The sequence below is a fragment of the Caballeronia arvi genome, from assembly GCF_001544695.2.
GTDB classification, from domain to species: domain Bacteria; phylum Pseudomonadota; class Gammaproteobacteria; order Burkholderiales; family Burkholderiaceae; genus Caballeronia; species Caballeronia arvi.
The window spans coordinates 60327-83336 of sequence record NZ_FCOM02000035.1 but is presented as its reverse complement, the minus strand read 5'-3'; the positions used below and the strand labels follow the sequence as shown (position 1 = coordinate 83336).

13 protein-coding genes and 1 pseudogene are annotated in these 23010 nt (G+C 58.3%); 3 read left to right on the top strand and 11 right to left on the bottom strand.

What is annotated here, in order from left to right; genetic code table 11:
• Nucleotides 1-18: 18 nt before the first annotated feature.
• Both AWB74_RS29130 and AWB74_RS29125 read right to left on the bottom strand, forming a co-directional pair.
• Nucleotides 19-864, bottom strand: a complete 846-nt coding sequence (locus AWB74_RS29130; RefSeq protein WP_061150108.1) for a tyrosine-type recombinase/integrase — start codon at nucleotides 862-864, stop codon at nucleotides 19-21.
• A gap of 469 nt (nucleotides 865-1333) precedes the next feature.
• Nucleotides 1334-7015: a tetratricopeptide repeat protein gene (locus AWB74_RS29125; protein WP_143749325.1), complete on the bottom strand. Its 5682-nt coding sequence runs from the start codon at nucleotides 7013-7015 to the stop codon at nucleotides 1334-1336.
• A 1031-nt stretch (nucleotides 7016-8046) separates the two neighbouring features.
• Here AWB74_RS29125 and AWB74_RS29110 point away from each other — a divergent pair.
• Nucleotides 8047-10110: a KAP family P-loop NTPase fold protein gene (locus AWB74_RS29110; RefSeq protein WP_061150104.1), complete on the top strand. Its 2064-nt coding sequence runs from the start codon at nucleotides 8047-8049 to the stop codon at nucleotides 10108-10110.
• On the opposite strand, the gene AWB74_RS29105 is transcribed toward AWB74_RS29110, so the two are convergent.
• Complete coding sequence (locus AWB74_RS29105; protein WP_143749324.1) at nucleotides 10107-10448, bottom strand: hypothetical protein; 342 nt, start codon at nucleotides 10446-10448, stop codon at nucleotides 10107-10109. The genes AWB74_RS29110 and AWB74_RS29105 overlap by 4 nt on opposite strands.
• Before the next feature lie 1315 nt (nucleotides 10449-11763).
• Between AWB74_RS29105 and AWB74_RS29090 the strand changes: the two genes are divergently transcribed.
• A complete protein-coding gene (locus tag AWB74_RS29090) occupies nucleotides 11764-13107 on the top strand; it encodes a hypothetical protein (RefSeq protein ID WP_143749323.1) in 1344 nt (447 codons plus the stop codon).
• A gap of 128 nt (nucleotides 13108-13235) precedes the next feature.
• Here AWB74_RS29090 and AWB74_RS46980 read toward each other — a convergent pair whose 3' ends face one another.
• Nucleotides 13236-13613, bottom strand: coding sequence for a hypothetical protein (locus AWB74_RS46980; RefSeq protein ID WP_200822042.1), 378 nt, complete (start codon nucleotides 13611-13613; stop codon nucleotides 13236-13238).
• Between AWB74_RS46980 and AWB74_RS29085 the strand changes: the two are divergent.
• Nucleotides 13597-13881 (top strand): annotated as a pseudogene (locus AWB74_RS29085) (YncE family protein); the annotation flags it as partial. The gene AWB74_RS46980 and the pseudogene AWB74_RS29085 sit on opposite strands and share 17 nt — an antisense overlap.
• 581 nt (nucleotides 13882-14462) lie before the next feature.
• Here AWB74_RS29085 and AWB74_RS29080 read toward each other — a convergent pair.
• From AWB74_RS29080 to AWB74_RS29050, 7 genes are all read right to left on the bottom strand, one after another.
• Nucleotides 14463-14966, bottom strand: a complete 504-nt coding sequence (locus AWB74_RS29080; protein WP_061150097.1) for a prolyl-tRNA synthetase associated domain-containing protein — start codon at nucleotides 14964-14966, stop codon at nucleotides 14463-14465.
• 74 nt (nucleotides 14967-15040) lie between these two features.
• Nucleotides 15041-16453, bottom strand: coding sequence for an aspartate ammonia-lyase (locus AWB74_RS29075; protein WP_061150096.1), 1413 nt, complete (start codon nucleotides 16451-16453; stop codon nucleotides 15041-15043).
• Nucleotides 16446-17429 (bottom strand): LysR family transcriptional regulator, encoded by a 984-nt coding sequence (locus AWB74_RS29070; RefSeq protein WP_061150095.1) that lies wholly within the window; start codon nucleotides 17427-17429, stop codon nucleotides 16446-16448. Before AWB74_RS29070 ends, AWB74_RS29075 begins: the two co-directional genes overlap by 8 nt.
• A 122-nt stretch (nucleotides 17430-17551) precedes the next feature.
• Entirely contained in the window at nucleotides 17552-18907 is a 1356-nt protein-coding gene (locus AWB74_RS29065) for an MFS transporter (protein WP_061150094.1), read from the bottom strand.
• A gap of 532 nt (nucleotides 18908-19439) precedes the next feature.
• Entirely contained in the window at nucleotides 19440-20543 is a 1104-nt protein-coding gene (locus AWB74_RS29060; protein WP_327362598.1) for a type II asparaginase, read from the bottom strand.
• Nucleotides 20544-21407: 864 nt separating this feature from the next.
• Nucleotides 21408-22070, bottom strand: coding sequence for a TetR/AcrR family transcriptional regulator (locus tag AWB74_RS29055; protein WP_061150093.1), 663 nt, complete (start codon nucleotides 22068-22070; stop codon nucleotides 21408-21410).
• Nucleotides 22071-22106: 36 nt separating this feature from the next.
• Nucleotides 22107-22892: an SDR family NAD(P)-dependent oxidoreductase gene (locus AWB74_RS29050; RefSeq protein WP_061150092.1), complete on the bottom strand. Its 786-nt coding sequence runs from the start codon at nucleotides 22890-22892 to the stop codon at nucleotides 22107-22109.
• Nucleotides 22893-23010 lie beyond the last annotated feature (118 nt).

Sequence of the window (23010 nt, the reverse complement as noted above, 5' to 3'; positions counted from 1 at the left end):
TAACGATCTCGTCCTGCTTCACGGGGTGGGGGAATTTACGCGCCCATAAGTAGGGGAAGTTGAACTGCCCGCCGGGGGCTTGTGGCCAAGAAGTACCTGGATTACGCGAATATCCACCTTCTCTTCGAGCAGGTGCGTCGCGAAACTGTGTCTCAGGGTGTGCGGAGTTACGCGCTTGTCGATCTGCGCGGCCTCGGCGGCGGCGTGAACGGCACGGTTCAGTTGCCGCGTGTTGAGCGGATCGACGGGATCCATCCCGGGAAACAGCCAGCCGCCATCGAGCATGCTGCCTTGGGCACGGGCCACGCGCCACCAGACTCGCAGGCGTTCGAGCAGGACCGGCGAGAGCATCGCATAGCGGTCGCGACGACCCTTGCCCTGCTCGATGCGCAGCGTCATGCGCTGGCTGTCAATGTCGCTGACCTTGAGTGCCACCACTTCGCTCGCGCGCAATCCGGCGCCGTAGGCGACTGACAGCGCGGTCTGGTGCTTCAGGTTGCCGGCTGCTGCGATCAGCCGCCGCACCTCTTCGGGGCTAAGCACCACCGGGAGCTTGCGAGGCACGCGTACCGGCTGCATCCGGGCCATCAGTTCAGGCTGGCCGAGCGTAACGTCGAAGAAGAACTTCAGCCCGCTGATCGCCGAATTGAGCGATACCGGCGAGGCGCCGTGATCGACCAGATGCAGTTGGTAATTCCGGAGGTCCTCGACAGTAGCAGTATCGGGTGAACGCCCGAGAAACTTGGCAAACTGGCGTACGGCACGCAGATACCCGGACTGGGTCTTGGGTGCGAACTTGCGCATGCGCATGTCATCAACCATGCGCCGGCGCAACGGGCTGACGCCCGGATCGGAGGAGGTCATGATGGGGCTCCTGCTGGAGAACGAGGCGGATTGCCTCAGTCACCAACATAACCACCGGCGCCACTCACCTGTCATTCCCTGCCAGAGACGGGACGGAGCCCCATACCGCGCGAGCGGTTTAGTCCGATCGGCCTTAGCCGACGCTTGCCGCTCAGCCGCCGTGCGGCTGCAGCTCGCCGCTTCGCTGTCGTTCGCGATGCGACGCAATCGAACGTCGGCTTCCGGGAGCGGCGAACGAGGCTTGACGACCCGTTTGAGCCATTCGGCCCGAGCTTGCTGCCGTCCGCTCTAAGATTCACATGAGACGTTCGCGGGGGCTCACTTTTGCGGCTTCAGGAAGTTCGATGGGCAGGGATTAGGCTTGTAACTCGGACTGACGCTTCGACATTTCAACTTGTGCATCGGAATTCGATGCACAGTCCTAACGTGTCGCACTGCCGGTTACTCCGCGCAGTTCGATTCCTACGCTTTAATCATTAGCCCGTTTGGCCCCGCCAAGCTGGGATATTGCCGAATCAAACCACGCCGCCAAGCTGCTGGCAGCCTCGCTGCTCGGGCACACGGCGGTAAGGTGCGTTGCCGCGCCAGACCCTCGCTGTGCGATTTGCAAGGCTTCGTCTGGCTTCGCAGCCGTAAGGCAGACGACCAGCGTTTGTTGGGTGGTACAGACATCGCGTAGCCGCTCTGCATTCGGACCGAATTCGCGTAAGACGCGCTCGCGAATATCCAGCGCCTCACGATACAGCGCCAGCGCCGGCTCAACCTGGTCCTGGCGCAGCAGCACGTCGCCAACACTTTGCTTCGACACGGAAACATCGCGTAGCCGCTCAGCGGTCGGCCCGAAGTCGTGCAAGATGCGCTCGCGAATCTCCAGCGATTCGCGATACTGCGCCAGCGCTGGCTCGAGTTGGTTCTGGCGCAGCAGCACGTCGCCGACACCCTGCTTCAACACGGAGACATCGCGTAGTCGCTCGGCGGTGAGGCCGAAGTCGCGCAGGATGCGATCTCGGGTCTCCAGCGATTTGAGATATAGTGTCAACGCTGGCTCGAGTTGGTCCTGTCGCAGCAGTACGTCGCCGACGCTATTCTCTAACGCGGAGACGTCGCGAAGCCGCTCGGCTGTCGGACCGAACTCGCGTAGGATGCGTTCGCAGGTCTCCAGCGACTCGCGATACATCGCCAGCGCTGGCTCGAGTTGATTCTGGCGCAGCAGCACGTCACCGATCCTGTCCTTCGACAAGGCGACACCACGTAGCCGCTCGGCTGTAGAACCGAACTCGCGCAGGATGCGCTCGCAGGTGTCCAGCGACTCGCGATACAGCGTCAGCGCCGCCTCGACCTGATCTTGGCGCAGGAGCACGGTGCCGACTCTCTCTTTTGCCGCGAATATATCGCCTAGCCGCTCGGCGGTGGGTCCGAACTCGCGCAAGATGCGCTCGCAGGTCTCCAGCGACTCGCGATACAGCGCCAGCGCCGGCTCGACCTGGTCATGGTGCAGCAGCACGTCGCCGACCTTTGTCTTCGATACAAAGACACCGCGCAGCCGCTCGGCCGTCGGCCCGAACTCGCGCAGGACGCGCTCGTCGATCTCAAGCGACTCGCGATACAGCGCCTGCGCGGCCTCGACTTGGTCTAGCTGCAGCAGGACATCGCCGATCTTGTTCTTGGACAGAGAGACACCGCGCAGGCGCTGGGCGTTCGGGCCGAACTCGCGCAGGATACGCTCGCGAATCTCCAGCGATTCGCGATACAGCGCCAGCGCCGCCTCGACCTGATCCTGGCGCAGCAGCACGTCACCGATTCTGTCTTTCGACCCGGAGACATCGCGCAGCCGCTCGGCGGTCGGGCCGAACTCGAGCAGGATGCGCTCGCGAATCTCCAGCGACTCGCGATACAGCGCCAGCGCCGGCTCGACCTGGTCCTGGTGCAGCAGCACGTCGCCAACGCCTTCCTTCGACACGGAGACATCGCGCAGCCGCGTGGCGGTCGGGCCGAATTCGAGCAGGATGCGCTCGCGAATCTCCAGCGACTCGCGATACAGCGCCAGCGCCGGCTCGACCTGGTCCTGGTGCAGCAGCACATCGCCGATTCTGTCTTTCGACCCGGAGACATCGAGCAGCCGCTCGGCGGTCGGGCCGAACTCGCGCAGGATGCGCTCGCGAATCTCCAGCGACTCGCGATACAGCGCCAGCGCCGGTTCGACCTCGTCTTGGTGCAGCAGTATGTAGCCGACGCCTTCCTTCGACATGGAGATATCGCGTAACCGCTCGGCGGTCGGGCCGAATTCGCACAGGATACGTTCGTCGATCTCTAGTGAGTCGCGATATAGCATCAGCGCCGGTTGGATCTGGTCCTGGCGCAGCAGCACAGAGCTGACCCTGTTTTTCGCCACACAGACAGCGCGCAGCCGCGCGGCGGTCGGGCCGAATTCGCGCAGGATGCGCTCGCGAATCTCCAGCGACTCGCGATACAGCGCCAGCGCCGCCTCGACTTGATCCTGTTGCAGCAGCACGTCGCCGACACTGTCTTTCGATATGGAGACATCGAACAGCCGCTCGGTGTTCGGGCCGAACTCGCGCAGGATGCGCTCCCGAATCTCCAGCGACTCGCGATACAGCGCCAGCGCCGGCTCGACCTGGTCCTGGCGCAGTAGCACCACGCCGACCCTGTTTTTCGCCACACAGACAGCGCGCAGCCGCGCGGCGGTCGGGCCGAATTCGCGCAGGATGCGCTCGCGAATCTCCAGCGACTCGCGATACAGCGCCAGCGCCGCCTCGACTTGATCCTGTTGCAGCAGCACGTCGCCGACCCTGTCTTTCGACATGGAGACATCGAACAGTCGCTCGGCGTTCGGGCCGAACTCGCGCAGGGTGCGCTCGCGAATCTCCAGCGACTCGCGATACAGCGCCAGCGCCGCCTCGACCTGATCCTGGTGCAGCAGTACGTCACCGATTCTGTCTTTCGACCTGGAGACATCGCGCAGCCGCGCGGCGGTCGGGCCGAACTCGAGCACGATGCGCTCGCAAATCTCGAACGACTCGCGATACAGCGCCAGCGCCGGCTCGACGTGATCCTGGCGCAGCAGCACGTCGCCAACGTGTTCCTTCGACACGGAGACATCGCGCAGCCGCTCGGCGTTCGGGCCGAACTCGAGCAGGATGCGCTCGCCAATCTCCCGCGACTCGCGATACAGCGCCAGCGCCGGCTCGACCTGGTCCTGGTGCAGCAGCACATCGCCGATTCTGTCAATCGACACGGAAACAGCGCGCAGCCGCGCGGCGGTCGGGCCGAATTCGCGTAGGATGCGCTCGAGAATCTCCCGCGACTCGCGATACAGCGCCAGCGCCGGCTCGACCTGGTCTTGATGCAGCAGCACGTCGCCGACCCTGTCTTTCGACATGGAGACATCGAACAGCCGCTCGGCGTTCGGGCCGAACTCGCGCAGGATGCGCTCGAGAATCTCCAGCGACTCGCGATACAGCGCCAGCGCCGGCTCGACGTGATCCTGACGCAGCAGCACGTCGCCGACCCTGTCGTTCGACATGGAGACATCGAACAGTCGCTCGGCGTTCGGGCCGAACTCGCGCAGGATGCGCTCGCGAATCTCCAGCGACTCGCGATACTGCGCCAGAGCTGGCCCGACTTGGTCCTGGCGCAGCAGCACGTCGCCGATCCTGTCTTTCGACACGGAGACATCGCGTAGCCGCGCGGCATTTGGGCCGAACTCGCGCAGGATGCGCTCGCAGGTCTCCAGCGACTCACGAAACAGCACCAGCGCCGGCTCGACTTGGTCCTGGTGCAGCAGAATGGCGCCGACGCTGTTCGTCGACATGGAAACATCGCGCAGCCGCCCGGCAGTCGGGCCGAATTCGCGCAGGATACGCTCGCAGATCTCCAGCGACTCGCGGTACAGCGCCAGCGCTGGCCCGACCTGGTCCTGGCGCAGCAGCAGGGCACCGACGCTGAACTTTGACACGTAAACATCGCGCAGCCGCGTAGCGTTGGGGCCAAACTCGAGCAGAACGCGCTCGCAGATCTCCAGCGATTCGCGATACAGCACGAGCGCGGGTTCGACCTGGTCTTGGCGCAGCAGCACGTCGCCAATCTTGCACTTTGCCACATAGGCGTCGCGCAAACGTTCGGCGCTCGGACCGTATGCGTTAAGTGCGCGCGATGCCTCAGACTGGAATTTGTTAAATAGCGAACTAGCCTTGGCTAGGTCGTCGACGGCGAGAGCAGCGTCTCCGTCATAGCGCAGCAGCATTGAAAGTAACGCTGACTGCTCTTCCGAAGTTGGTACTTTTGGCATAAGTCCGAGACCAATCTCCGCAATCTCGGCTCCAGAGTCAGCGCGATCTACTGCGAACGCACATCGCAACACCCCTGCAAGCCGTCTGCGACCGATGCACAACGTATTCGCTTCATCGCCATCTCGCCAAACTCGCACCCACATATCTTGCAACGCGGTCATTGGCTCTGTTCGGCCCTCCGCCTCCAAGTCGAAAATTTGTTCCGCCCAGGCTTGTAGCAACGGCAAGCGGGCGCTTTCGTCCGAGCGTTCGAATAAGCGGGAGTAGAATTCGCCGGATGCAAAGAAGAGAAAAGCCTTCTTTTCCTCAACAGGCAACTCGACAAGCGTCGCTTCATCGAGCCAAATACGTGTCTGCACCGGCAGGTGCTGCTCAACACAGCGCCAGAGATCGTCGGACTCTTGCAATTGCCGTCGAAGAACGTCTCGATAGATCGGCAAGCGAAACTCGTCCAAACGATCAGCAACTGCTTGAATAATGGCCAACGGGTTATCCGCCCGAAGCAGTGCTTTTTCCACACCCTCTGCGCCTTGCGATGCTTTAAGTGCATCGTCGATGTGAGCGGCAAGGTCTCGAACAAACGGTCGCGAAAAAGTGAGCCCAACATAACTGGCAAGGCGCAAAACAGAGGCTTCCATCGCGACAAGGTCTTGCAGTCGCTCTTCAACAAGTTCGTGATAGCTGACGGTCATCTCACGCACTGCCGCCTCGCCCCTTAACGTTAATTTGCGGCTCGTATCGGATTGATCGAACAGGTGCCGGCTGCGGTTCTTCAGCTTTGCGACCAGTTCGACCAAAAGTCCGGGACTCCCCCCGGCTTTCTGTGCGACAAGCGCGCTTTGTTCTCTTGTCAACCCTGGCAATTCCTCCGCAATGGCGTTTTCCAACGTTGTTTGTAAAGGTCTTAGGCGGCACTCGGTAAGTTTCGGGCCCGTTGCGCCCATGAGGGTCGCTTGGCGTTGCAGTGCGCGTACTGCGTCACAGAAGGAAGTAGGGCACGAATCCGCTTGAGCCGAAATCGGCTGAGCGTTTTCTTCGTTCCACTCTCGCTCCCAAGAGGTAGCAATAATGAGAAGTCGGGTCGGGGCCTGTGGACGATCTCCACCGCGCGAGGCCAACTCGCGCATCAATCGCTGAACGAACTGGAGGCTCTCTGGGTCTGCCCAATGGACATCGTCAAGGACGACGATAAGCGGCATTCCTCCCGGGACTGTCTGATCGGTTGAGGTAAGCGCGAGCAATAGCTGAGACAGATAGCTGAGTTCATTCTCGGATCGCTCAAGCTGTCTCGCGGCAATCGACCGTCGATCGGCCGTGTCATGCCTGAGGAGTTCATACAAATCTGCTCCACGTTCAAAGAGTTCGATCGCAGAGCCTGCGAGCCCGAGAGTAGCCAGATTCAGAGCGGTTTTGCCAACGCCGATCAATGCGTTTCTTTCGGCCTTTCGTTGATCGAGTCGGCGTCTGGCCGTTTCGACATGCGGCCTGAGATGATCGGCAGCTGCGATGACGCCACAGGGCGTCACTTCGCTAGGATTGCGTTGGTCAGGCTTGACCCAGCGTAGTCCCCACCATAACCAAGGCGGGAGAAGATCGCGAGGTGGTTGATTTTCGAAGACCGGATTGATATGAAGACTGTCGTCGTTGCTTAGAAGCGTGTCGGGCCAGTAGTTATCGGGATCTTCAAACTCGTTTAGCCATCGGTAGAACTCTTGCACGATGCGCGTCTTTCCAAGGCGCGCCTCCGCGACAAGCACAACCACCTGTGGTCGCCCGTCCAGCGCGTGGTGCCACGCCTCGTGCAGCAGAGCAATCTCGTGCTCCCGGCCCACGAAATTCATATACACGCTCCCCTTTTTTGACGAAACGCGGGTTGCACATTGCTGATCGTGCAGTTCGGTTGTCAAGCAACCATCGCTCGACGGGGCCGCTCGGGGATTCCTGACAGTCGCCTGAACCAACCCGAGCCTTCACGGCCAGTGCTGCGGGTGCGCCAATACAGGCGTCCGATCTCGGAGTCGGCTTGCCGCGTATTGCGAACCGCCAGAAAACGACGTTTTAGTCTACAAGCCGGTTGCCATTTTGGGACGTCGCCGTCAGCGGTTCACAGAACGTTGCCACACGCCCTCCGTGCTAAGCGATATGCGAGTGTGTCGGCTGGCAAACCCTCATGTCAATGTTTCCATAATTCGATGACGTTCCGAAGCAATGCCAAGGAACGCCAGCTTCTCTCCGGATTTCGGTCGTTCTAACTCAGTCTCTCAAGGGCAGAGACTGGCCGGCCCCGGCCCGACGAACACCGGCGGGCGTGGTCGGCCATAGGAAGGCTTATGCCTCGAAGTGATCCCCGCTTCGGCGGCGCCGCGGCTCGCAACCGAGTCAATTCTTTTCGTGCGGTCAAAGCTCCCAACCGCGTTCGAGGTTCCCGGGCTGCACGAGGTGGCAAGCTATTTCAAACTGACCGCTGCTGAAAGCACGCGTCTTTCTTGGGCTGGTAAGCGGCCACACACACGCCGAGCTTGCATGGTCGATCGACGTAGCCGAGAGAACGATTCGTAATCAACTCGCGCCGCTGATGAAGAAAACATCGTGCAACCGCCAATCGGAATTGGTGCGCCTCGGGTCAAAGCTATTTTGATGCTACGAATAGCCAAGCTTCAGTAACCCCACACTTTCGTTAACTCGACGTGGTGACCGCCCGTCTTTTTTGCTGAAATCGTATGATGGTTGTCGTCTGGACGGCGCCGACCTGGGCGTCGCAAAGCTTGCCGGCCGACAACTCACCAGGCAAACCCATTCACGCGCCGCGCGTGCGCGAGATGCAAAGGTGCTAGTCGCCTTTTTTTGGGAATCGACGACGGCGCGTACTAATATGAACACGCTGACCGCTCGATCCAGGCCGAGGGCTTTTATCATGACCCGTGACGTCACGCTCGACAATCCAGCTGAACTTCCCGAAGAAGATGAATTTAATCGTTGGCCATTCTGCAAGAGGCTGGCAGAAACGATTCTCGGGTTCGACACATCACAGGGTGCGCCGGTTCTTGGATTATTCGGTCGATGGGGCTATGGAAAAAGCACCGTTCTGAATTTCGTGAGAGCAGCTTTAGAACGCGAAAATGGACAAAGAGTGACTGTGTTCACTTTCAACCCTTGGCTCTACAAAGACGCAGACACGCTTCTCCGGCAGTTCTATATGGGCTTGGCGTCCAGCATCGACGTGGACCTGACCAAAGCAGGCGCGGAAATTGGTGAATTTCTGAAGAAATACAGTGGCGTAATCAGCGGTATTCCTGGCGTTGGCAGCGGCCTGAGCAAGGCACTAGAGGGATTCGGTAAAGATTTGGCCGATGATCCCACACCCGCATTACGCCAAAGGCTTATAGAAATCATGCGTAGTGCGACGAAGAGAGTAATCGTCCTGATCGATGATCTCGATCGCGTCGACCGAGATGAGATCATGACAATGCTCAAACTCGTGCGGCTCTCCGCGAACGTACCAAACGTAGTCTACTTGCTCGCTTTTGACGAAGAGCGAGTCGCGCGAGTGGCAGGCCGGGCGTATGGTGAGAGAGCGGACGGGCGACAATTTCTTGAGAAGATTATTCAGTATCCTTTTTCGGTACCCGCTGTGGGCGCAGACATCCTGGTCGCTTTCGTGATAAAGCACGCTCGGAAGGCCTGCGACGAAGCCAAGATAGTTTTTCCCGATAGGACATGGGACGAGTTTCGTCTTGTGTGCAAGGAGGATTTTTCGATCGCGCTAAACACGCCCCGCCAAGCGATTCGGTACGCAAATGCCTTGCGCTTCGCACTTCCAATGCTAAAAGGCGAAGTCGATCCGATTGACCAAATGATAATCGAGGCTATCAAAATTCTGTTTCCCGCCCTCTACCGGCATCTTCGAGATGCGCGCGACTTTAAGGACTTTGAAACAGCAAACTTACCAGATAACGAGAGAAAAGCAGCTGAATCGCTCATTGCCGTATTGTCGCGTCATCGACCAGACACAGATAAACCGCTGTCGGATCCGCGCTATCATGGAAGATACTTCTCCTACGCGGTCGCGACTGATGATGTATCTGATGCTGAGATCGAAGGCATTCTTTCGCTAAGCAACGGCGAACAAGAAAAGTTGAATCTCGCCGTCCGCGGTTTAGCCCAAAGTCGTCTACCGAAGCTTATCGAGCGCCTAGGCTCCGTTACCGACCAGAAGATTTTATCCTCGTTACAGCATGCTCAAGGTCTTGCCATCGCTTTGTCGCTTTGTGGGGATTTATTGCCGACCGACGGCGACCATTCAGATCAAAGGCTAGCGACGGACATGGCAATCGCCGTCGCCAAGCTTAGCACCTGCCTTTTTGCTCTTCAAGAAGACAAGAGGCAATTTATTGCGCCGACAGTACTAGAGCGAGCAACCCCTCTGTCATTTGCGTGGCAGGTATATAATCAGCTTCGGGCGTTAGAAGAAGGAACGATAGGAATCGGAATTAGAATGCAGCGTCAAGAAAGCGACTTCAAACTAGATTGGCGCCAGCTTGACGCGATTCTTGTACAGCGGATTGCACAGGAAGCGTCAGCGACGCCTCCGTATAAGCGATACCGCTCAGAGGACGCTTTCGAACTACTGCGGTACTGGCGCAATCACAAAGATCAAGAAGTGAAGTCATGGTTAGAAGCGCGGCTTGGAAGTCACCCTTGCGAGGCCAGCTACTTTCTCGGCATGTTCGGTGAGCTTTACGTAAATTACCGCTACATCGACGACTATGTTAATACGATCGTCGTCGCGGAAGCTTTGAGGCAATGCTTCGGCGACGCTATAGCGAACGAAGATAAGCCGTCACCCGAGCTTTATCGCGCCCGCAAATTTCTGGACATTCATTACAAAAACAGTGGGCATACTTCAGTAGATCCTCAGCCGCCTACCACTGCCTAGCCGCTTAACGCGCGCGTGAAGAGCTCGACGAGTCGGTTCCGGCGCGCGACGTCGGTGGCTTCGAGAAATGCGGCGCGACTCGGTTCGGCCGCCCCGAGGTCTGCTTCGACACGTCCGAGCGTCAAGAGCAGTTCGCAGCGCAATGTCGCGTCTTCGTGAAAATGCTCCGCTTGCAAATCGAGCGCGAGCCGATAAAGCCGCGACGCTTCCTCATAAGCGAACGATCGCGCGGCCTGTGCGGCGGTTTCACGAGCGTAGCCGAGCGCCTTCGTGGCGTCGCCATTACGGCCGGCCTGTGCGAAATGGTGGGCGAGACGCGCCAGCATGGTCAGACCCAAACCGATTGCTCGGAAAAATGACCGCTAAAGTCATTCGTGCGCTAAGTCGACGCTACAGGAGAACGTTACAGCCAGCTTGGCAAGCCTTCCGACGGCTATATTTGGTCACCGCAATAATCGACCGTTCGCCTAAAACGATCCAAGAGGAAATGGCAGCAGTCGGGTCGGTACGGAGCGACAGTTGACGTCGTCGCCTATGTGCACCAAGTGGCTGTGGACCGCAACTCGCTCGTCGATGGAAAAGCTCAGCGGTAGGCTCGTTGGATCACAACGGGCGCATTTCGGCAAGGAGCCGTCGTTTGAGTGATCGCTGCCCGGCTCGGTTCAATGACGGGAGTTGGCCGAGAGCACCAGTTCAATGAAGGTTGTGGAGATCTCCTCGCGGGCGGCCATCGTGACGCCGCCGTCAACGTGTGCAGTCGGCCAAAATCGGCCATTGGCAAACCTACTGAAAGGAAGTTCCTGCGGCTCCTTCGCCACGGACAACGGCCATTGTCGTTGGAACACGCTGACATCTGGATGCCGAGTAGAGACGTTTAATTGAGCTTACACCCTGTTCATACTGAGGTCAGGTCCCACGGCAGAACCTTCAGGGACTAGTAAAAATTCGACTCGTCACAGATGGTCGCGCGCTGACACCTACAAGCAAAAGAATTTGAGACTGGGGCGTAGCTTCGCTGCTACCTATCACTGCTCCTGCTTGTCGCGGGGCGCTATGAGGTGTCTCGGCGTTCCACCTCGGCGCGCCGGGCTGGCGCACGCTTGCCGACTCCGACTGGATGATGTCCTCGGCGGACCAGCTGCTAGCGCTGCCGTTTGTCGCGGAGACACTCATTGCTAACCGCGCTCGGCTTTCTGAACCGAACCGCACTGCGGAGTGGGATTTTGGGAAGTGGATTTCACGTCACGGTGCTCGTCGGCATGTTACTCCTGCTATAGACACTACCGAACATGATTCCCTTCTTCTCCCACCTGTTCGATCTCGGGAACGACGAGTTCTGCCGCCTTGCGCCCTGGCTCAAGAAGAGCTGGCCCAAAGACCTCCATGACCTTTCGAAACGGCGCTGAGTCGCCTTGACGGAATACCTCAACCGCGCCGCCTGGAAACCAACTGCCTGCTTGCCGCGCACGTTCACTGCCGCTGCACGCTTGTTTGGCCCCTCGCAGTCTCGCTTCGGGAAATCTTGCTGACCGGTCGTCAGGCAACTGTATGCCTTGGTGAGGCAGCGCACTATTACCAATCCTTTGGCTGCCTATGATCGTCGGGCGCATCGCGCGTTAATCAAAAACTTAAAAACCTCTCCGGGGATTGGGAATGAAGACCTATCTTGCCTTGCTCACTGCTGTCGCACTGGCCGCTTGCGGCGGTGGTGGTGGCTCCAACGACGGCGGCGCGAAGACCACTGCGCAATCGTCACCTGCTTCAGAAACGCCGTCCGCCTCGACACCGGCTGCGAACACACCTGTGGCCGATAGTCCTGCAGCGTCGACGCCGGCCACGGCTTCCCCCTCCACGACACCAACGATTCCGCCGAATACCCCGAATACCCCCGCTCCGAGCACGCCGGTCACCGCCGATCCTGTCACACCCGCAAGCAGTCCGTCTGGTGCGAGCGCGCCGGGCGGCGCAAGCACGCCTGCTGCGTCTAACTGCACATCCGGCTTCACGACGGACGTGACCGCTGCCTGCCGAAACGGTAACAACCACAACATCTACGTCTACGAGATCCCGAAAACGGTTATCCCCGCCAACACGGTCATCCGTGAGGACACGACGTGGACCGCCGCGAACTCGCCGTACTACGTGCCGAGCGGTACGCAGATTGCAGCGAATGCTACGCTGACTATCGAGGCGGGCGCAGTGATCGAGGGCGATAGAACGAGTTGCGCGACGTGCTCGGGCGACATCGGTGCGAGTCCCATTACGAACGCCGGCGTCGTCAAAGTCCAAGGATCTACCGGCCTGCATGCAAAGCTCTACGGCTTCGGCGTGCGCAACACGCAGAGCGGCAGCGCCTCGATCCAGTTCGCCGACCTGTATGAAACACCTCTGCCGACGGGAAGCACCAACAAGCTTATATTGCTCGATTCTCGCGTTGAGCGCGCAAGCGTCACCGAAGACATGACGAACGGAGTTCGCTCGCTTAGGTCATATGGTGTCAACCTCGGTCAAAACTCCGACGTCGAGCGCAACACATTCATCAATTCGGCAGGCCTGCTTTTCGACAGCACGTCGACCATCAAGAACAATCTGTTCATCGACATGGCAAGCCCGCTGACGCTCACCTCCGCATCGACTATCTATACACCGAGCACCACGGGTGGGTCGGGCACGTACAGCTATGCGCCCACTGCAGTTACGCTGAATTCTTTCCTGTTCAAGATAGGTAACACTAATGCCAACCGGATCGCGGTGACGATGTTCTCCGGAGTGGGTTGTTCAGTTGCCGCCTCGAGTGCGAGCGGTAGCACGTGCACGCCGTTCGTTTTCGACGTCTCGAACAACTTTTGGGGGACGACGAACAACACGGTCATCGCGTCGCGAATCGTCGACAAAAATAGCAACGTGAACCTCAACAGCGAGATCAACTACACGCCCGCGCTTGAGAAGCCGGATGCGGCTACGCCCGTCGATGACACGGGACTGACGAACCAGTAGCGGGATCGTGGCGGCTGCAGTCAACCACTGCGGCGACGATGAAACCCCGGCTCCTCGCGAATCGGGGCTTCGCTCTTTTGAACGGCCGCGACTGACGTCGCGCTTTGGTGCGAAAAGCAACTTTTGCTTCAAGACTTTGCTGCGATCTCGGTGTCACCAACCAACCAGAACTCGCGTATCTGGGGTGGACGCTGGGAACCCTGCATGTCATAAGCATTGTCAGCATCCAAGGTTGACGCGCGCACCTCGCGGCACTCCGGTTCCGGTCCATCCACCAATTCACCTCGGCGTACTTCCGATCCTTTGCTTTGCGAGCTTGCTGCAAATTGCTCGACGAGGACTCTCAGCGCTTGTGAGTTTGCGCTGCTCGCAAAAGTCATCACGCAGACCCCTACCAAAAATTCAGGCTCGAGCGGCAAAACATTCCTGTGATCCCCTACATGCGAATAGGCCGTGTACTCGTAAATGATGGCGAATCCAACGCCGCTCGCTACCATCGTGGCCATCGATGAGAAGGCACTGAAAGTCGTGGCGCGAGTGCCGGGCGGCAGCTATCCGGACAGGATGGCTTTCGCACCCGAGGTTCACAAGCTCTACGTCTCGGATGAGACAGGAAAGACCGAGACGGTCATCGACACAACAACGAACCAACGCGTCGCCATGTTTGTGCGCGGTGGTGAGGTCGGCAAAACGCAATACCATTCCGTCCCGAACCCCGTCTTCGTAGACGTCCAGACGCGGCGGCAACTCATTGAAATCGATCCCACAAAGGATCCAGCAAATCTTATCTGAGAAGTGAGGCGGAGGCCGGCGGATGACTGCACCGCTCAGAAAGGAGCCGCTCGCTACTTTATCGAATGACCGACGGGTTTGGGTCGATTTCGCCTTTTGGTCGGGAGGCGAACCGCTGTACGCGATGACCGTCGTTGTGAACGACCGGTGTCGAGTGTTGAAGAGCCGTCCCGCCGGCAAACGACGAACGTCAGCAATGGCCGATCATCGTTCGTCGATGGACGACAATGCGGCCGCCGAACATCGACGAGACGCCGTGCAGGATCGATCAAGCAGAAGAGGTGATCGCTGTCGCGTTCGTCGAGTTCCGGCGGAAAATCGATCCGTTAAGAGATTGAGAGTTATATAAATGGACCCGTTCCGTGGCGATTTTCGATAGATGCGGACGTTGTTTGGGTCGGTTTGCTCATGCGCAACGATGCATGCATCTACGACCTAACGAGTGCTGTCGGCCGGCCTCCAGTCATTTGACCGTTCGGCGCGGCCGTTGCTTGAACGGCCGCTCGTTTGCGGCACCGATCGGACCCCGTATGACCGGTGGTTGTAAGCAATGCTGATGGGGTTTAAGCGACGGTGCGATTATTGAGCGATTTCCATTCGGCGCGATGACCAATGGTTCCTAGAAAGGCGTCCAATGCTTGTTTCGAGAGCGAAATGCTCGCGTTGTTCTCTAAAGGATGAAAGAGAAACGTCGCCTCTTCGCTTAGATCAGAATCGACGATGAGTCGAGTACGCTTAGCTTCATCATTCACCAGTGCAAGCGGACTCAGTGAACCGGTTTGAATGCCCAACAGTTCGAAGAGCTTAGCAGAAGAGGCGAATGAGAGACGCTTGCTGCCAAGGACTTCCGCGGCAGCAGACAGATTGAGAGACTTCGAGGCCGTCGTAACGATCAGGAAGTATTGTCCCTTTTTGTCTTGAAGCAGGAGATTCTTGCACCGCGCACCTTCTAGCACGAGGTTGAGCTTGCCGGACTCTTCCATATTGAGCACCGAATCATGCTCCTCAAAGGAGAACGATATTCCTCTATCGTCGAGGAGCTTTAGTAGTTCAACTTTTCCCAGCATTGACTTTTTCAGTTTTGAAGTTGCAGGGCGGCCGGCTCGGGAGTTCCGTCTGCCGCGACGCCCCATTTATCCGATCATGCGTCGAACACGGGATACGACGCTTTACGAATCGCCGCGATGGTCGCTTCGGGGGACAGCAACCCCGATTCGTCCAAGATAGTAACGAGGGAGCGGCCCTCCGCTACTGACTGGCGAGCGAGCTTACTCACACGAGCGTAGCCAATCTTAGGGACCAACGCCGTCGCAACTGCCATCGATTCCAGGAGATGCTTTTCGTTGCGTTCAACGTCAGCCTGAATGCCCTTGACACATTTCTGTGCGAAACGTTGGATGCCGTTTGTGAGAAGCACAATGCTGTCGAACACGCGAGAGGCGACTACGGGCTCGAAATGGTTAATTTCTAATTCACCGTACTGCACTGCTTGCGCAACTGCGACGTCGTTGCCAACGACCGCGAAGCTCAGTTGAAGCATTGCCATCGGTAGGACGGGGTTGACTTTGCCGGGCATGATTGATGAACCGGCCTGTGCTTCTGGCAGCTTCAGTTCGCCCAAGCCACCCACCGGTCCCGAAGACAACACCGTCAGATCCGATGCGACTTTTGCGAGCGAAACGGCGGTCGTGCGGAGCTCTGCCGAGACTCGCGAGAACACGTCCATGTTCTGCATCGCATCGAAAGAGTTCGTCGGTGCCCGATAATCCACCCCTGTGATTTCACCAAGATGGGAGTACACGGCAGCGCGGTAGCCGACTGGAGCGCCGAAACCAGTGCCGATCGCAGTGCCACCCAGCGGAAGCGTGCGAAGCTTGTCGCGAACTGCAGTGAGTTCCTCGGCAAGACGTTTCGTCAAAGATGCATAGCCTCCGAACAATTGCCCGAGACGCATCGGTTGCGCGTCCTGTAGGCAGGTCCGTCCCAGATGCAGAACATCGGCAAATTCGGTTGCCTTGCCATCGAACACAGCCGCAAGTTGCAATACCTCTTCGATTAAAGGTCCGAGCATCGCATAGGTCGCGATCTTCAAAGCGGCCGGATATGCGTCGTTCGTCGACTGTGAAGCGTTCACATGATCGTTCGGATGAACCACATCGTAGCTGCCCGCTACGTGTCCGAGGAACTGCTGCGCACGGTTGGCGATGACCTCGTTGAAGTTCATGTTCGTCGAGGTTCCGCCCGACCCTTCCATCAAGTCTACGAGAAGCGACGAGTCGCACCGCCCGGCGATGACTTCCTGACAGGCCTTGGCGATAGCTTCGCACTGTTCCTTGGTGACAACGTCGTTGTTGAAGTTCGCCAGTGCGGCCGCCCATTTCACCTGCGCGAAGGCGTCCCGGAACTGTGCGTAGTGGGCGACATTGAGCGGGGATACCGTAAGATTTTCGATGCCTCGAACAGTGTTCACACCGTAGAGCTTGTCAGCCGGAATGGTGACCTCGCCGACATAGTCCTGCTCGGTGCGCTGCTCGCCTTGGGTAAGCTTATTCATGAGTGTTCCTTTCGCCAACGGTAATCAGAGATTCGATGTTTGAGCCAACGGCCTTCAGCCTCGGCATGAATGATGTTTCGATGACTTCATGCGCGGTATCGCAGGCGTCATCGAAGAAAGCGTTGTATTCATCTCGTCGCGCCACTAGATATAGCGAGCGCTCCAAGCCCAATTTCTCAACTATGTGCGTAGCGACGTTACCAGTATGTGTCACAGCTTGGAGATGACACATGGGAGACGTAATTGCCCAGCCGATGCCTTCGGCGACCATAGACGTGAGGGCGTCGGCGTTGTCTAGTTCCAGCCTGTTGGGTGCACGAACTTCAATTCGCCGAAGATACCGTTCGATCTGCATGCCAACCTGAGAGGTTCGATTGAACCTGACGATCGGCAAGCTCTTAGAAAGAGACCGCAGATCGTCCAGGGTTCGCACTGGCTTTGTGACCTCCTTCGGGGTTATGACGAAGTACCGTTCTGAGAACAGCCTATAGCGAACAACGTCATTCGCATCAATCAACGGGTCGCTCGTTATGATGAGGTCCAAGTCCCGGCGCAACAGAGCTTCGCCTTGCTGCGGGCTTAGTCCGGTGCGTATCGAGAGCTGCGAAACCTTGTTCAGCAGATTTTTCGTGAAGATTGATCCGCACGTAGAGGCGAAGGAATCGACCAATCCGATACGCAAATCAGGCTTGATCCCCTGACCTGCTTCGACAACCTGCGCCTTCAGATTGGCAATCTCCTCACTCAATACTGCACCGCGATTCCGAAGCGCGATGCCAAACGGCGTTAATGCGAGCGGACGTGTCGTACGGTTGACAAGCACGACACCTAACTCTTCCTCAAGCTGCCGAATGATCTGCGACACACCTGATTGTGAAATACCCATCCTCGCTGCCGCTGCCGACATGCTCCCTTCTTCGGCAACGGCCACAAAGATTTGCACTGCATGCATGTCGAGTGGCTTATTCGATGACATCGCTCGAGTCCTGATAATTGCTTAGGATCATTGTCACGCGTCTGCTCGCGAGTTTTCAGAACCCCATGCCGTGCCACTCGCACGGACCGCTTGCTCGCGATTAACGATGAGACCGTAGGCCGTCAGGCGTGGCGCTTCGCAGCAAGGGATTCTGCCTCGGCAGCATCATCGGACTTAACGTCAGTCAGGGTCTCAGCGCCCGTTTCCGGCGCCATAACGTGACAGAAAACTCCGCCGAAGAGCAGCACCGCAACGCATACGCCCAATGCCGCGTGGATGCCGACATGCTGGACGGCCAGCGGCAGCATGAAAGTGCTGATTGCCGAACCGAAGCGGCTTGACGCGACTGCCAAACCAACGCCAGAAGCGCGGAGATGGGTGGGAAAGAGTTCGGGCGGATAGACAAATTCAAGGTTCGCTGCTGCCGAGAGAATGCATGCAAAAACCCCGAACGCGATCATCGTTCCAACGGGGCCGAAACTAGCGTACGCGAGCACAGCCAAGCCAAGCGTTGCGAGGTAGAACGTCCCGATCAGAAACGTACGGCGAGACAGCCGGTCGACCAGCAAGAGCCCGATAATGGCACCGGCGAACAACAGAACGTTGTAGACAAGGCCGCCCACGAATTTGTCTTTGACGTGCAGCGCCTCAAGCACTCGAGGCGCGAAAGTCCCCAATGCGAAGTAAGGGATGACCTGACACGTGTAGAACACGCAACCGACAAGGGTGTTTTTGCGCCAGCGCCGCGAGAACAGCTCGGACCAGGCTCCGCCACGATGCTGAGTCGCGTCGACCGCGGGCTTCTGAAGGGTGACTTCGGGACCGAATTTTCGACGGATGATGGCCAGAGCTTCTTCGCCCCGTCCGCGCTTCATCAACCACATCGGTGATTCCGGCACTACGAGACGGAAGGGAAGAATCAACAGGGCAGGAACGCCGCTCGCCGCGAGCATAATTCGCCAGGCGTCCGGGCCAATGTCGCGCATTGCGAACCCAGCAAGGTAGGCACCGACATAGCCGGCAGCCCAAGCCGCGGCAAGAACGCTGAGCAAGCGGCCCCGGTAGCGACGCGGAGAATATTCAGTGACCAATGACTTGCTCACGACATAGTCGGCGCCGAGGATAAGCCCCAAAACCAGACGCAGAACGAACAGCTGCGTGGGCGTGGTGACGAAATACTGCGCGGCCGAGACGATGGCGAAGAGCAGCATGTCATAGGCAAAGATCGAGCGGCGACCGAACTTGTCGGCAAACGGGCCTGCCAGCATGCTGCCAAAGAACAGGCCCGCGAGCGACGCCGCGCCGAGTAATCCCATCCAGAGCGCGTCGAGGTGCAACGGGCCGGCAGCCATGCTGACCGCGATGCCGATTATGCCAAGCACAAAGCCGTCGCTGAACTGGCCGCCTGTGCCACTGAACGCGACGCCCACGTGAAAAGGGCGAAGAGGAACATCCTCGAGTAGAACTTGTTTGGTCACTGTCGTCTCCTGTCTCGGTGCGATGCCGAAGTAGTCTTGGCACCTTGAGAACAGTCTATGACGAGAAATTCATAAAAACAGCAGGTGTCGCCAGGGTATTACTATTTCTAATAGTAACTCGAAGCAGCGCTGAACATCGGCGCGCGAGGCGTTTTTTGGGAGGCGTAAAAAAAGCCCAGCGCGTAGCACCGGGCCGCTCAACGGAGTCTCGGTCCGTCAATTTCTCGTAGCGGGCGATCAGATGCGGCTGACACGACTTAGAACAGGCAAGCGACCGTTGGGCCATGAACAGCGAGGTCAATCGCTCCTGATCAGAACAGTGTTTCTTCCTCAGGATAAGCTCGCCCGATCTGAGGAAGCGAGGCGCAGTCAGCCCGTGTTGGGCGGTAAGATCGAAGGTCGTTAGCCTCGCCCTTACGCGGAGTTCGGCATACGAACATGTTGCGTATTGGCATTCGGTCCCAAGGTAAACTCTTGAGATTGATAGGTGGCGAAAGCGCGATGACCGCCGCCCGTCTTGCCCGTCCATCTTCTAGAACTGGTGAAGCATCTCCTGAATCCGGGCTGGGTCATTTGTGAGCGTGAGCCCGAGCATCAAAAGAATGCGGGCCTTCTGCGGATTGAGGTTATCCCCGAGGAGGCCAACGTAGGCGGGGTCTTCTGGGACGTAACCGCCGCCGGTTCGTGAGGAACGGACCACGATGACACGCTTATCAATTGCCTTCTTGATAGACGGAAGCGCGAGAAGCGACTCGCTGCCTGCGCCGACGCCCGCCACGACGATGCCGCGCGCGCCGTGAGCCACTGCAGCGTCGTAAAGATAACCGCCGTCATTCTGGTAGCCATAAATGATGTCGACTTCGGGAAGCGAATCAAGCTTGGACACGTCGAACGGGGTCTGCGAGGTGTGAAGTTTTGCTACTGCGGTTTCGAAATGCGGCACGTTGTCAACCAATGTGCCGAGGTAGCCATCGTCCGGGCTCTTGAACGTATCGAGGCTGTCCGCGTGAGTTTTAGTCGTATATCTCGCAGAGCCGATCCGGTCGTTGAGAACGATCATCACGCCTCGCGCGCGCGCCGCAGGTGATGCAGCGACAGTCACTGCCTGAAGCAAGTTGCTGGGGCCGTCCGCGCTGATGGCAGTCGAGGGGCGCATTGAGCCGGTCACGACGACTGGCTTGTCGCTCTTGACAACCAGATTCAGAAAATAGGCGGTTTCTTCAAGCGTATCGGTTCCGTGAGTTATCACCACGCCGGCGATATCGGGCTGAGCCAACAGTTCGTTTACACGCTTCGAAAGCTTGAGGAGGATAACGTTGGTGATGTTGTCGCTTCCAACGTTCGAGACCTGCTCTCCGGAGACCTGGGCCACCTTCCCCAGCGATGGAACAGATTTAAGAAGCGCATCGGCAGTGAGTTCGCCCGGTTTGTAGCCCGTTGTTTGCGTTTCGGTAGCTGCGGTCCCGGCGATCGTTCCACCAGTTGCCAGCACAGCAACGTGAGGCAGGGCCGGTTGCTGCCGAGTCTGGACCTGACTTTGCGCTTGAGCGTTCAACGGCCCGATCGCGAGAAAGCAAAAGATGAGGAACGCGTAAGCAAGGCGTTTCAAGCTCAAATGAGCGCGTGCGTCTTTCACAGCGGACTCCCGGATTAAATGTAAAGGATCGTCGTCGCTCGACGCCGTCGATTGAATCGGACCCGATAGGGATAGACGGAATGGGTGGGACGCCCCGGTCATCCACTGGGCGGGTTCCGATGAGCCAAGTTTAGTAAGACGCCGGACGTTCCAGTATGGTCCGCGACTACCATTAGAAAACTTGATGGTGCGATTCGCCAGGCGTGAAACTTCGAGCTACCTCGGGTCAACTCTGGTTGCGCTACCCGGCCGCTCTGGATGTGAGTGCTATGGGCGTGCGCAAAAGACGTCTTCGGAGAGGAACAGCTCTGCGCCCCGAACGAGCTAAGCGGTTGCTCTCGGCATGAGTCTCCATGCCGAGGATAAGTGCAGGTCGACCATTGATGAAGGCGTAATTCGTCGCTTTACGTCGTCGCAACGAATCGTGCTATCGGGGCGGCCGCGTTATCGTCAATTAACAAGAAGCTGTACTGACTGACTCGTGAGCGGCCGGAGTTGTACGGAATGACCGGACAACCTCGTTAGACGACATCACCCGCCGACCACGCCACAGTCAGCAACTGGTCGGGAGTACTCATCGCCGGCGGTGCGTCCCCTGCGCTCGCCGGCAAATGCATGCATTTTCTGCCCTGGCACATCGATGTCTTGGCCCGGGAGGATCGCGCACTGCAGCTCATACGACCACGGGCGGCACGCGCCCATTTCATTCTTACAGTTCCCGTCCAAACGAATGGCCACAAGCAAGGGCGGCGCTGCTGAACCGACGGAAACAAGAACGGTAGGATTCGGATGCGAGGTTTAGTAGCCGTCCGTAATAGCTGCCCCGCCTAATTTTCGCCATCACAGAGAGAGGCGGTCTAGCAGTTACACATTGAGCCGACCACGCAGAAGTATCAGCAGCCCGTCTTCCAGATCGTGATGAAAATCGTAGCGAAGGTCCGCCAGATCGGGACGCGCAATCACTTCCGCCGCGGCGTTCCCGGGATTGCTCAGCGGCCAGAGCCCGATAATCAACGGCAGAGCCTGGTGAATAAATTTCTCGAACGAGTATGCGGAGATGGACGGCATGCAGCTGTGAAAGTCGCGGGCCGTCTCTTTTCTTACGCTCAGCAGGCCATGCTTGAACCCAACCATGCGCTCGGCGGAGACATTGCGCTCGAGAATCGACGGGAAGACACTGGTGAGGCGGCACAACAGCGGGCGCGCCGCTACGGTTGAGGAGAACGCCCGCGCGATGTGTTGGATGCTTCCACGACATCTCGTCTCGCGACTTAGTGCTGCACAGAGTTCGGTACGCCAAATCACGAGCTCCTCAACGAGCACGGTGAGCAAAACGGCTTCGCCGCTCTCGAAGTAGCGATATACGTTCGACTTCGTCATCTGCGCGCCGCGCGCCAGCTCATTGATACCTAGATCGTGCACGTCCGGGATTTCGACCAGCAGTAACTTCGCGGTGTCAAGCAGATGTCGCCGGCGCTCCTCCTTCTGCGCGGGAGACCGCGCCCTAAAATACGTCGATGTCGTCATCCGGGAAGACCTCGGAAAGGCTGCTCCACTAAAACATTACGCGTTCATCAGGCGGGCGAAGATCGCCTGGTGCATCCAGCGGGGCGTCGCCCAGACCATCGCCACCGCTAACTTGTTTGGCCAGCCTGGAACCACACTGATGCGCTCGGCTTGCAGCGCATGTATTCCTGCAAGCACCACGAGCTCAGGCTTCATCATGAGTAGCTTCAATGCAAAAGTGATCTTCTGCTTTGCGGCCTGAGCGAATCCCGTGTCCGACACGCCCGGACAAAGTGAAGTCACAGTAACGCCGTCCCGTTTAAACTCGCGATGCAACGCATCACCCAGACGTAGGACATAGGCCTTTGCCGCTCCATAGACCGCCATGTTTTGGACGCCGTAATGAGCCAGAAGACTAGCTACGAGCAGAATTTTGCCATGCCCTCGCTGGCGCATGTCCTGCCCAAAAAGACGCGTCATGGCAGTCAGACTTGCAATGTCCAGCTGCACCATGGCCATGGCCTCGTCAAGCGGCGCATCAAGGAACGGCCCCTGCAATCCATGGCCGGCGTTGTTGATCAGGATGTCGACGGCGATCCCCTGGTCGCGCAACCGTGAATGCAGATGACCAATAGCGTGAACGTCAGAAAGGTCAACTTGCTCCGTCCGCACATTGACACCGTACGCCCGGCGCAGGGATTCGGCTAGCGCCTGGAGCCGGTCCAGCCGTCGTGCCACCAGAACCAATGAATGCCCCTTGGCCGCGTACTGGCGCGCGAACTCCTCGCCAAAGCCGCTTGAAGCGCCAGTGACGAGAACCCATGAATCGTTAGTGGATGCCATATCGGTAGCCGTTGTATAAGGGTGATTGCGTCGGCCGCAGAAGGTAGCCACTGTCGATCGCGCCGCGGTCCACGGGATATTCAGGTTAAGGGACCGATGGTCTCTAATATAGCAGACC